General features: G+C 33.7%; 10 protein-coding genes. 6 read left to right on the plus strand and 4 right to left on the minus strand.

Annotation, left to right across the window (positions count from 1 at the left end; all coding sequences use genetic code 11):
* Nucleotides 1-35 precede the first annotated feature (35 nt).
* From NLJ00_RS00615 to NLJ00_RS00625, 3 genes are all read left to right on the plus strand, one after another.
* Nucleotides 36-1763, plus strand: coding sequence for a phospho-sugar mutase (locus NLJ00_RS00615; RefSeq protein ID WP_180857420.1), 1728 nt, complete (start codon nucleotides 36-38; stop codon nucleotides 1761-1763).
* A gap of 278 nt (nucleotides 1764-2041) precedes the next feature.
* The gene (locus NLJ00_RS00620; RefSeq protein WP_053472786.1) at nucleotides 2042-3871 is read left to right on the plus strand and encodes an ABC transporter ATP-binding protein; all 1830 of its coding nucleotides are present in this window, start codon (nucleotides 2042-2044) and stop codon (nucleotides 3869-3871) included.
* 130 nt (nucleotides 3872-4001) lie between these two features.
* Nucleotides 4002-4700: a DUF2971 domain-containing protein gene (locus NLJ00_RS00625; protein ID WP_256635899.1), complete on the plus strand. Its 699-nt coding sequence runs from the start codon at nucleotides 4002-4004 to the stop codon at nucleotides 4698-4700.
* Nucleotides 4701-4894: 194 nt separating this feature from the next.
* Here the strand turns inward: NLJ00_RS00625 and NLJ00_RS00630 are convergent, their stop codons facing one another.
* The 4 genes from NLJ00_RS00630 to NLJ00_RS00645 are packed head-to-tail and all read right to left on the minus strand — an operon-like array spanning nucleotide 4895 to nucleotide 10471.
* Nucleotides 4895-5614: a CREC-EF hand family protein gene (locus NLJ00_RS00630; protein WP_256635900.1), complete on the minus strand. Its 720-nt coding sequence runs from the start codon at nucleotides 5612-5614 to the stop codon at nucleotides 4895-4897.
* A gap of 29 nt (nucleotides 5615-5643) precedes the next feature.
* Entirely contained in the window at nucleotides 5644-6315 is a 672-nt protein-coding gene (locus tag NLJ00_RS00635; protein ID WP_256635901.1) for a hypothetical protein, read from the minus strand.
* Entirely contained in the window at nucleotides 6312-8777 is a 2466-nt protein-coding gene (locus NLJ00_RS00640; RefSeq protein ID WP_256635902.1) for a TonB-dependent receptor, read from the minus strand. The genes NLJ00_RS00635 and NLJ00_RS00640 overlap by 4 nt, the downstream gene beginning before the upstream one ends.
* Nucleotides 8778-8788: 11 nt before the next feature.
* Nucleotides 8789-10471 (minus strand): M23 family metallopeptidase, encoded by a 1683-nt coding sequence (locus tag NLJ00_RS00645; RefSeq protein ID WP_256635903.1) that lies wholly within the window; start codon nucleotides 10469-10471, stop codon nucleotides 8789-8791.
* Between the two features lie 179 nt (nucleotides 10472-10650).
* On the opposite strand from NLJ00_RS00645, the gene NLJ00_RS00650 reads away from it, so the two are divergent.
* The 3 genes from NLJ00_RS00650 (at nucleotide 10651) to rny (ending at nucleotide 13010) form a co-directional block, all read left to right on the plus strand.
* Nucleotides 10651-10941, plus strand: a complete 291-nt coding sequence (locus tag NLJ00_RS00650) for a hypothetical protein (protein ID WP_053472792.1) — start codon at nucleotides 10651-10653, stop codon at nucleotides 10939-10941.
* Nucleotides 10942-10945: 4 nt separating this feature from the next.
* Nucleotides 10946-11239 (plus strand): cell division protein ZapA, encoded by a 294-nt coding sequence (locus NLJ00_RS00655; RefSeq protein WP_012022231.1) that lies wholly within the window; start codon nucleotides 10946-10948, stop codon nucleotides 11237-11239.
* 208 nt (nucleotides 11240-11447) lie between these two features.
* Entirely contained in the window at nucleotides 11448-13010 is a 1563-nt protein-coding gene (rny, locus tag NLJ00_RS00660) for a ribonuclease Y (RefSeq protein ID WP_053472793.1), read from the plus strand.
* Nucleotides 13011-13030 lie beyond the last annotated feature (20 nt).

Here is a 13030-nt window from a genome sequence, read left to right on the forward strand (position 1 = left end):
AACTATCTTTATTTAAAACATAAAAGAAAATTTACATGAACATAGCACCTAATATTTTAAACGCTGTAAATGAATGGCTGACACCAACTTTTGATCAGGAAACGCAAGCCGCTGTAAAAGAATTAATGACAACTTCGCCAAAGGAACTTGAGGAAAGTTTTTATAAAAACCTTGAATTTGGAACCGGCGGTATGCGCGGCGTTATGGGCGTAGGAAACAATAGAATTAATAAATATACACTTGGAAAAAATACTCAGGGGTTATCTGATTATTTACATAAGGTTTTTCCAAACCAGCCTTTAAAGGTTGTTATTGCTTACGACTGTCGCCATAATAGTAATACTTTGGCAAAAGTTGTTGCTGATGTTTTCTCGGCAAACGGAATTCAGGTTTATTTATTCTCAGATTTAAGACCTACTCCGGAATTGTCTTTTGCACTTAAATATCTTGGATGTCAATGCGGAATTGTTCTTACGGCTTCGCATAACCCGCCAGAGTATAATGGTTATAAAGTATACTGGGAAGATGGCGGACAAATTGTTCCTCCGCAAGATGGCGAAATTATTAACGTAATCGAAAATTTAGACTACGATAAAATTAAATTCAACGCAAACGAAAGCCTGATTCAATATATTGATACTGACATCGATAAAGCGTTTATAAAATCATCTATAGAGAACGCAAGTTTTAATACTGCGGCTGAAGCCAAAGACAATCTGCATATTGTTTTTACTTCATTGCACGGAACTTCTATAAAATCTATTCCAGACGTTTTATCGCAGGCTGGTTATAAAAATGTTCACATTGTGCCAGAACAGGCAGTTCCGGACGGGGATTTCCCAACTGTAAAATCTCCAAACCCAGAAGAACCTGAGGCTTTAACTATGGCTTTGGCGCTGGCAGATAAAACAAATTCTGATATCGTTGTGGGTACAGATCCTGATTGCGACCGTTTAGGTGTTGCAGTTAGAAATAATGACGGTAAAATGATTTTGCTTAACGGAAACCAAACGATGATTTTAATGACTTCTTTCCTTTTAAAACAATGGAAAAAAGCCGGAAAAATCAACGGTAAACAATTTGTAGGTTCAACTATTGTGTCAACTCCAATGATGATGGAACTTGCTACAAGTTACGGCGTTGAATGCAAAGTTGGATTAACAGGATTTAAATGGATCGCCAAAATGATCAAAGACTTCCCTGAACTTCAGTTTATTGGTGGAGGTGAAGAGAGTTTTGGTTTTATGGTTGGTGATGCTGTTAGAGATAAAGATGCCGTTGCCGCTACTTTATTAATATGTGAAGTTGCTGCTCAGGCAAAAGCTGCAGGAAGCTCTGTTTATAAAGAACTTTTACAACTTTATGTTGAGAATGGTTTCTACAAAGAGTTTTTAGTTTCACTGACTAAAAAAGGAATGGAAGGTTTACAGGAAATTAATCAGATGATGATTGATTTACGTGAAAATCCTTTGAAAGAAATCAACGGTCAGCGTGTAATTATGGTGGAAGATTACCAATCATCAACAGCATTGAATTTATTGACAAATGAAGTATCTGAAATGGATATTCCAAAATCGAATGTATTGATTTATTATACAGAAGACGGATCTAAAATTTGTGCAAGACCAAGTGGAACTGAACCTAAAATTAAATTCTATATCAGTGTTAATGCTGAATTAGAATCTGTTTTGGATTTTGATGCTGCCGAAAGTTTCTTAGACGGAAAAATACAGAATATCATTGCAGACATGCAATTGAAATAAAAAAACGAGTGATAAGCTCTTTAAATACCTATTATAGCTGCGCAGGAAATCTCTGCGCAGCTAATTAAATTTTGATATTTAGAACTCTGATTTACATTTAGAACAAATGTAAATCAGAGTTTTTTAATAAAAAAAACTAAAAAAAAATTGAAAACAAATCAATTGGATTAATTTTGTGCAGTAAAAATTCCCCCAACAAATTAATTATAACCAAAAAAAAATATTGCTAAAACTCGAAAGAGCAATACCACAGCAGAAAAAATAATATTCAAAAATAAATGAGTAATTTCAAAAAAATAGTTCCTTTTATATATCCGTATAAAAAATATGCGTTCTTAAACATCTTTTTCAATGTTTTGTATGCTCTTTTCAGCACACTTTCATTTATGGCGTTGATTCCAATGCTGCAGGTTTTATTTGGTAAAAGCAAGAAACTTACAACCATGCCTGTTTATGAAGGAATCACACATATAAAGGAATATGGAGAAAGTTATCTAAACTATTATATCACAAAAAATAACGATCCAAACAATCCGGGTTTTATACTTTCGGTAATGGTTGGAATAATTATCTCGATCTTCTTATTAAAAAATTTAGCAGATTATCTGGCTATGTTTTTTATTAACTTTTTAAGAAATGGGGTTTTAAGAGATATGCGAAACGCATTATACAAAAAAACACTGGAGCTGCCTTTGGCATTTTATTCTGAAAAAAGAAAAGGAGATGTTATTTCCAGAATCGCCGGCGATGTAAATGAAGTACAAACCTCTTTTTTAGCAATTTTAGAGCTTATTGTTAAGGAACCTTTGACAATTATATTTACGATAATAGCAATGCTGATTATAAGCGCTAAGCTAACGTTGTTCGTTTTTATATTTATTCCGGTTTCAGGTTACATCATTTCTTTAATTGGGAAACAGCTTAAAAAACAATCTACAAAAGCTCAGGAAGAACAAGGTACTTTCTTATCTACTATTGAAGAAACTATTGGCGGATTAAAAGTGGTAAAAGGATATAATGCCGAAAACTATTTCAACAATGTTTTCAAAAATTCTACAGAGCGTTTTTTCAATTTATCAAACAGTATTGGAAACCGTCAAAACCTGGCTTCACCTGCCAGTGAATTTATGGGAATAACGGTTATTGCTATATTGCTTTGGTACGGGGGACAAATGGTTTTAATTGATAAAACCTTAGAAGGTGCTTCATTTATTGCTTACATGGGATTGGCTTATAACATCCTGACTCCGGCAAAAGCCATTTCTAAAGCTTCATATGGTGTAAAAAGAGGAAATGCTGCCGCAGAACGTGTATTGGAAATTTTAGATCAGGAAAATACAATTGTTTCAAAAGAAAACGCAATCGAAAAAACAACTTTTGAAAGTAATATCAGTGTTCAAAATATCAACTTTAAATATGAAGATGAAAATGTCTTAAAAGATTTTTCTCTTAATATTAATAAAGGGCAAACCGTTGCTCTTGTTGGACAATCCGGAAGTGGAAAAAGTACTATTGCGAATTTATTGACCCGTTTTTATGATGTTAATGAAGGTTCAATTTCTATTGATGGGATTAATATAAAAGATATGAACCTGCATTCGCTTCGCAGTTTAATGGGATTGGTTACACAGGACAGTATTTTATTTAATGATACAATCAAAGCCAATATTGCATTAGGAAAATTAGACGCTACAGATGACGAAATTATCGATGCGCTTAAAATTGCCAATGCATATGAGTTCGTAAAAGAACTGCCTTTAGGAATTTATACCAACATTGGTGACAGTGGAAATAAACTTTCAGGCGGGCAAAAACAACGTTTATCTATTGCGAGAGCGGTATTGAAAAATCCACCGATTATGATTCTGGATGAAGCAACATCAGCATTAGACACCGAAAGCGAGAAATTTGTTCAGGTAGCGCTTGAAAACATGATGCAGAACAGAACTTCGATTGTTATCGCACACCGACTTTCGACGATTCAAAAAGCGGATGTTATTGTAGTAATGCAAAAAGGAAAAATCGTTGAACAGGGAACTCATGACCAATTAATTGCCCTTAACGGAACTTATAATAAACTGGTAACCATGCAGTCTTTCGAATCGTAAGACATACAATCATAACCAAATAATCTACACAGATTAAGGAAATATTAAAACTCAGTTTAATTTCTTTAATCTGTGTTTTATTTTATAACTTTAGGTAGTAAAGATTAAAATCATTTAATTCTTATGGAAAATGTATCTTAACAACCCCAACATCAAACTACCAGATCCTGATACTATTGTTTGGAAATATCTTGACTTATCTAAATTTCTTGATTTACTGCTTTCTAAAAAACTGTTCATGTCACGATCTGATAAATTTGAAGATCAATATGAAGGTACTTTTAGTGAGCCGACTTATGAAGAGATTAAAAAACTTGCAGTTGACAATCCTGACTTTTTAAATTATTATAAAACGCACCGCGAGCAGGTTGCCGTAAGCAGCTGGCATATTAACGAATATGAATCGTTTGCCATGTGGCAGATATTTACTCAAAACAGCGAAGGTTTAGCGATTCAGTCTACAATTGGGAGGTTGCAAAAAGCTTTAAAGCCTGAGAATAATTTTGATCAGTATATTGGTGAAGTAAACTACATCGATTATAAAAAGGAATATATTCCGTTTGAGGATTTGTTCTTTCCTTTTTTATTCAAAAGAAAAAGTTTTCAATACGAACGTGAAGTGCGTATTCTTACCGATACTTCAAAAAGCGGCATCAAACTAAATGACGGAATAAAAATCAATGTTGACATCAATCAATTGATTGAAAAAATATACATTCACCCAAAATCTGAAAACTGGTATAAAAAACTGGTAATCGAATTGGTTGAACGCCTCGAATTTGGTTTTGAAATCGAAAAATCGGATTTGGAAAGCGACATATTGATATAAAGTTGCTATCCCTATAGCTATCGGGACTGAGATTCTAAGTTTTATTTTATGCCACAGATTATACAGATTAAAAAGGATTATTGGTTCAAAAAGAAAAGCATTTAAAAATTAAAATTAATTTTTAAATGCTTTTCTTTTATATTTTAGAATTAAAAAAAAATCCTTTTAATCCGTATAATCTGTGGCAAAACCCTTTAAATAGGCTTGTAGCTCTTCACTTCCCATTTTTTAGAAGCTAAGTCGATATAATTATAGTGTAAAACATCGTTTTTATCGAATTGACCGTTTTGGTTCGTATCTTCAATAGTTCTGAAATACAGACGGTTTTTAGATTCAATTAAATTCCAGTCAACTAATTCCTGAAGATCTGCCGAGACTTTAGTGAAGTTTTCTCCGCTGATGTCACTTAAATATAAAGTTTTAATATCGCTGGTATCAATTTTTCCGTCTTTGTTGGTATCAGAATCTGTTAAGGTGTACACCATAACTTTATTTTTAGTTTTATCTGCAACCGTTTTTAAATACGTTGCCGTTAAAATTAAAACAGGTTTATCTGACAAAGCATGAATCGAATCTGAATCTGTTTTTTGAAATTTAAGGTTTTGTAAATATCCTGTAATTTCATATTCGCCTAAGTTCGAGATTGTAAAACTTACATCATTTACGCTTGAAGAGCCATAACGTGCTTTTGAACCTCTTTCAAAAACTCTTAAATCTCCAACCGGATGAATCAAATAATCTGTTCCTTCCATTTGAATAGGCAGATCAGCAACTTCAACCTGAGTCGAATCTGTTTTTGTAACACTTACTTTATTTGACACATCGTAACTTACTTTTGGCTTTTTAACTTCTTCACGACAGCTAATTAATGTTCCAACAATTGCTAAGGCTATATATTTAAAGTACTTTTTCATCGACAAATTATATTCAATTATCAAATATACTATTTTTGATTGTAATTTTTGTTTTTATTGAATTTTACTAGCGTAAAGATGTTAAGAAGAATAAGTCCTGAATAGCCGCAGAAGATTAACTGCCATTTTTGCGCAAAAAAGGAAACCTGAAAAGCACGTGCTTCGTCTTCTTTTCTGTTTTTCTGCTCCCAATACGCCTGCTGCCTCATTAATTCTCCTGTACCACAATTCATTGTATGATATTCAATAGTATCCTTTTTGGTCTTTTTTGGTGTATTACTATTGGCAATTACATATATATCATCATCAAATATTCCCCAGGCCGGAGCTTTTTCTATTGTCAAAATATCAAGAGTCCTAATAAAAGTATCGTAATTTGTTTTTGAATTATACTGCAATTTAATTCCGTTTATAGTATCTTTCTCTTTTCTTAATTTTCTAAGATAAAACCTCATTTCATTAAGCTTCTTCTTATCCTCAAATTCATTACCACTAAACTTATAAACTTTATATTTCCTTAGAGTCTCGACTTTATACTTTTCAAAATCTCCTTTATTTGGCAATGATAAATCTATTGCTCCATAAACCTTAAAGGCATCAACTTTATAAAAATGATAAAAACAAAACAAAGGAATTAAAACCAAAGAAATCATTCCCGGAACGTAAAAAATCTTCTTTCTCTTTTCACGTTTTGCGATCATAATCTCGCATTCAGTTTTATATTAAAAACTCTTGAAGTCATATAATTTGGAATCGCGTATTGATTTTTAGAATACACATCGCGAACCCAAGTGTTTGTAATCGCATTTTGATTGTTGAAAAGATTGAAAATTTCCAATCCAACAGCTAATTCTTTGAAGTTTTTTAACCAGCTTGTTTTTGAACCCTGCGTACTGCTGTCTACAAAAACTTTAGCAAAACCAATATCAGCCCTTCTATAATCATTTAATCTGTTTTGATATAAATAAGGATCAGAATATGCTGGCGCGCCGCCTGGCAAACCAGTATTATAAACTACATTAAGATAAACTTTTACACTTGGAATATTCGGCATATAATCCTGAAACAACATCGCAAATTTTAAACGCTGATCTGTCGGACGAGCGATATAACCTTTGTTTTCGTAGTTTTCTTCTGTTTTTAAATATCCAAAACTTACCCACGATTCTGTTCCCGGCACAAATTCTCCGTTCAATCTAAAATCAAGACCTTGCGCGTATGCTTTCGCATTGTTATTGGCCACATATCGAATGCGGACGTTATCTATTGAATATACATTTACATCCGAAAGGGATTTATAATAAAGCTCTGTCACCCATTTAAAAGGGCGATTCCACATTTTAAAATTATAATCATTTCCTAACACAACATGAACTGCTTCCTGCGCTTTTACATTTGGATTTACAACGCCATCCAAATCACGAAGCTCCCTGTAAAATGGCGGCTGATGGTATAATCCACCAGAAATCCTGAAAACCATATCACGATCCCAATCCGGTTTTATGGCAAACTGTGCACGCGGACTTACTACAAATTGATTTTTTCCTTCTTTTATAGCTCCAGTAACATTCCAGCTTTGAAAACGAGCTCCAACATGATACCAAATCTGGCTTGAACCCAATTCAGATTGTTTGTTCCATTGTGCATAACCGGAAAATCTATTGATCGTATTAAAATTTGTTGCTCGAATATCCTGATAAGGTAAAAGCGGGCCTGTATAAGGCGAATACGGCTGATTATTTTCTGGCAGAATAACCAGCGGCGGATTGATAGAAAATCCTGCCGAATCGATCATCTCCCACTCTACAACTCTGTCTCGAATAGATTCTCGTGTATATTTCAATCCAAATTCAAGCTGACTTTCCTGCCATTCTTTAGAACCTTTAATTTCCATATTGGCAATTAACGCATCTAAATCATTTCGGGCATGATTCAACTGCGAACCAATTCCGCGTGTAAAATCAATTGATGATGCATCTGTTGGATTTTCTGCATTAACATTTCCTAAACGATATTGGGCTAAAATATCAAAATGTTCTTTTTCTGTAGTATGAAATAACGAACCTATAAACTTTAAAGTCAGCGAAGGCGAAACTTTATACGTTGTTTTAAAAGCTCCAAAATAAGTATCATACTGATCTTTTTCCTGACCTTCATAATAAACCGCCAAAGCCATTGGCTGATCAATGGTTCCAAATTTGGTTTCACGGGTTAAAGGCTGATACAAATATTTATTCTGCGAAATATTTCCTAAAAAGCTAACCTGCCATTTTTCAGAAATATCATAATTTATATTGGTTTGAATATCGGCAAAAGTTGGCGTATAGTTGGTCTGCGTATCCTGACTGTTTACCAACAAACTATTATTGCGATAACGAACTCCGGTCACGGCCGACCATTTTTTATTTTTCGAAACTAAATCTACAGAAGCACTTCCGCCTAAAAAACTTGCTTCAAGTGAAGCCCCAAACTGAGTTGGTTTTCTATAGGTAATATCTAAAACAGATGATAATTTATCTCCAAATTTTGCCTGAAATCCTCCGGCTGAGAAATCTACATTCTGAACTAAATCTGTATTGGTAAAACTCAATCCTTCCTGCTGACCTGAACGAATTAAAAACGGACGGTACACTTCGACTTCGTTTACATAAACTAAATTTTCGTCATAATTACCCCCACGAACTCCATATTGCGTACTTAGTTCATTATTTGAATTTACGCCGGGAAGTGTTTTTAGAATATTTTCGATACCGGCATTTGCTCCCGGAATCTTTTTTATTGTGGCAGTTTCTATAGTTGTGATTCCCTGAACTCGTTTTTTATTTCGGGAAGAAACAAAAACTTCTCCCATTTGTTCCTGGGAATTATTCATTACAGGATTAAAAACAAAAACTTCATCTGGTTTTAAAGTAACCGTAAGACTGATCATTTTTAACGAAATGTGTGTAAAAATGATAGAAGCTTTTTTATTCGAAATTACATCAATTTCAAAAAAACCATTCGCATCAGATTGTGTGTTGTTTTTGCCCGAAGTTATATTGACATTCGAAACAGGATGATTTTCATTATCTAAAATAATACCTTTTACATGAGCATTTTGAGCAAATGAAATACAAGTAAAGCACAAGAAAAGCAAAGCGAATATTAACCTGTTTTTATTCAAAGATTTGGGTTTTATTTTTGTTGACTTCTAAAAAAATGAGTTTCAAAGATAGTAGAATTTCCTACATTATCAACTACTTCCATTTTTAAAAAGTTTTCTCCTTCTGTCAAATATTGATCATCAAAAGTATGTGTAATTTTTCTGTTTTTATTTTCATATTCAAATAAAACCCAGCTTCCGTTTAAATAGCCATTGTACGACTTTATTCCAGACAGAGAATCACCAATTGTAAACTCAATTTTTTTCTGATCGCTGATCCATTTTCCTTCAACAGGTTTTGTGATTTTTATAACCGGAGCAATCGTATCGAGAACCAAACCATACGTTCCTAATATTTTTGCTTTGGCCGTAAAAACGTCGCCTTTTCTAAGAGTTCCGTTATAGCTTGTACCTTTTCCTATATAAAGTTTATCCTTTAAAGATTCCGGATAAACGGTATCTTTTATAGTAATTGTAAAATTAGAATGCACGGGAACGGTATCATCATGAATATAAATCTTGTTGTTTTTTACATCAAAATTTAAATTAAAATCTTCGTAAAAAGTTCCGGCAGGAAAAAAAACAGACATATTATCTTTCTCAAAATTGGAGTCTTTATTATAACGAACAAAATATTTTGATGTTACAGGTTCTGCTGGAACAAGCGGTGTTTCCAAATCATATTCAATTGGAACTGTTATTGAGTTTTGATTTCCGAAATAATCTGAAACTTCAATTCTATAATTAGAAGTCAGATTTGGCACTGCCGAAATTATTCCTCTCAGTGAATCTGTTTTGATAATACTTAATGCAAACGGCGTTTTCATGAAAAGTTTCTGCACGCGCTGGCTCGTCTTTTTATATCGCGGATAATCGATAAAAGCATTTATGTAACGCATTTCATCAAATGAATACGTATTGAACTGATAATTATAATTCTGATTTCCGTTTAAAAATGTTGAAACATTAAAAACCCCATTTTTATTAAAAGAAACATCATCAGTGTCTGAGGCATTAATTCCAAAACCAATTTTTCCGTTTGTTTTTACTTTCCCTGCCAAATAAGTTCCGTCTTTTTGAAGCGTAATGTTTACAAGTAACGGCTGTTTTGACTGGTTAACTGTTGCATTATCTAACGGATAAACGTATAAACTCGACAAGGTCGGCTTCTTGGTATCTTTAATATTTTGGTCAAAGCCAAAGAATATTGGATTAATGACAAACTCAGTTTTGGTATCACGAATTTCAAAATGAAGATGCGGCCCTTCTGAAGATCCGGTATTTCCCGAAAGCGCGATTAATTGTCCTTTTGTAACCGGAAGTTCATCTGGTTTTAGTAACATTTCAATTTCATAAGCCTTTTCTTTGTAATGTGTTTTTTTTACATAATCCTGAATTGGCCCAAGGGTTGTCTGCAAATGTCCGTATACAGAAGTATATCCATTTGGATGCGTAATGTAAATACATTTTCCGTTTCCAAAAGTCGAAATTTTAATCCTTGACACATAACCGTCAGCAATCGCATACACATTTAATCCTTCTTTTTGATTCGTTTTTAAGTCAAAACCAGCATGAAAATGATTGGGTCTTAACTCTCCAAAATTCCCCGAAAGCTGCATAGGGATATCCAGCGGCGGACGAAAATAATCTTTAGGATATTGTGTCTGAGCGAATAGAAAAGGGCAAAAGAAAAGAGCTAATATTGAAAATTTCATGGGTAACATTTTTGCTAAGATAAAAAATTAACAGGTAAAAACCGAAGAAAATCTCACAAAAACACAATTGATTGAAATTCATTTATTTGTCTATTTTTAATGCAAAAAAATCGAGAAAAAATTGCATTAATAAAAAGGAATACTAACTTTGTATGATTAAGTAATGAATAGGATTTATAATGAGTGTAATTGCCGAAATAATTGATACTCTTGAATATAAAGTCGAGAAGCTTTTTGAAAAATCAAAAGGCCTGGAAAAAAATAATCAGGAATTACGATTAGAATTAGACAAAGCGGTGCAAATTATCCAGAAACAATCTGAAGAAATGGAAGCTTTGAAAAAGCAATATGAAACACTTAAGATAGCCAATTCGTTGCTTGGCAGCGACAACAACAAGAGAGAGACAAAGCTTAAAATAAATTCATTAATTCGCGAAATTGATTACTGTATAGCGCAATTATCAGATTAGAAACATGGACGGAAAGCTTAGAATTAAAATATCAATTGCCGACCGCGTTTACCCATTAACGGTTGAACCCGCTCAGGAAGAAGGCCTTAGAAGCGCCTCAAAAAAAATTGATGCTATGATCAAGCAATTCGAAGAAAGTTACGCAGTTCGCGATAAACAAGATGTATTAGCCATGTGTGCACTGCAATTTGCATCGCAGGTGGAACAAAAACAAATTGATAACGCAATCGATGGCGAAGAAACCATTGAAAGAATTAAAAGATTAAATTCGCTTTTAGATCAATATCTCGAAAATTAAACGTTCTTTACATAAACTAAGATACTGCCTACATTAGTTCACAATTGGTAAACTCAACACTAACAATTTAGAATGAGCAAATCGTCGCTACTATAGTATGCCCAGCTTTGACCGGGAAACTTGAACAGTGAGTTAGCTCAAAACTTGTCTTTACGAGTTTATACAAGCAATTAATGTAGGCTTTTTTTATATATAAACCCTAACAAACATGGACATCATAACGATCATTATTTCAGGTATTGTAGGTATTGCGGCAGGTTTTGCAATAGCTAAAATCATCGAGAAAAGCAATATTTCAAACCTAATCAAAAATGCTAAAAAAGAAGCAGCTTCCATTTTAAAAGATGCTAATTTAGAAGCTGAAAACATAAAAAAAGATAAAATACTTCAGGCAAAAGAACGTTTTATCGAATTAAAATCGGAACACGAACAAGTTATTCTGGCACGCGATAAAAAAGTAGCCGAAGTAGAAAAACGTGTACGTGATAAAGAATCTCAGATTTCTAACGAGCTTTCTAAAGCTAAAAAAGTAAACGACGATTTTGAAGCTAAAACAGAAGAATACAATAACAAAATTGAAGTTTTAGACAAAAAACAAGCGGAAGTTGACAAACTACACAAAAGTCAATTGCAACAGCTTGAAGTAATTTCTGGGCTTTCTGCAGAAGAAGCAAAAGAGCAATTGGTTGAAGGTTTAAAAGCCGAAGCTAAAAGCAAAGCTATGTCTCATATTCAGGAAACTATTGAAGAGGCTAAACTTACAGCTCAGCAAGAAGCTAAAAAAATCATTATCAACACCATTCAAAGAGTTGGAACGGAAGAAGCAGTTGAAAACTGCGTTTCTGTATTCAATATTGAATCTGACGATGTAAAAGGTAGAATTATTGGCCGTGAAGGTCGTAACATTAGAGCTCTTGAAGCTGCAACGGGAGTTGAAATCATTGTTGATGATACACCGGAAGCTATTATCCTTTCTTGTTTTGACCCGGTTCGTAGAGAAATTGCCCGTTTGTCTTTACACAAATTAGTGACTGACGGACGTATTCACCCTGCAAGAATTGAAGAGGTTGTTGCAAAAACGGCTAAACAAATCGATGATGAAATTATCGAAGTTGGAAAACGTACTGTAATCGACTTAGGGATTCACGGTTTACACCCTGAATTGATTAAAGTTGTTGGTAGAATGAAATACCGTTCTTCTTACGGACAAAACTTATTACAACACTCTAGAGAAGTTTCTAAACTTTGCGGTATCATGGCGGCTGAATTAGGCTTGAATGTAAAACTGGCAAAAAGAGCTGGTTTACTTCACGATATTGGTAAAGTTCCAGATACAGAAAGTGATTTACCACACGCATTATTAGGTATGCAGTGGGCCGAGAAATACGGTGAGAAAGAAGAAGTTTGTAATGCTATTGGAGCGCACCACGACGAGATCGAAATGAAATCATTATTATCACCAATCGTTCAGGTTTGTGATGCTATTTCAGGTGCAAGACCAGGTGCAAGACGTCAGGTTTTAGATTCATACATTCAACGTTTGAAAGATCTTGAAGATGTTGCTTACGGATTTAGCGGTGTCAAAAATGCTTATGCAATTCAGGCTGGTAGAGAATTACGTGTTATTGTAGAAAGCGAAAAAGTTTCTGATGATAATGCTGCAAATTTATCATTTGAAATTTCACAAAAAATTCAAACAGAAATGACTTATCCGGGTCAGGTAAAAGTTACTGTAATTAGAGAAACAAGAGCAGTGAACATTGCTAAATAATTCTCTTTCTATTATATAAA

The organism is Flavobacterium panici, assembly GCF_024499525.1.
GTDB classification, from domain to species: domain Bacteria; phylum Bacteroidota; class Bacteroidia; order Flavobacteriales; family Flavobacteriaceae; genus Flavobacterium; species Flavobacterium panici.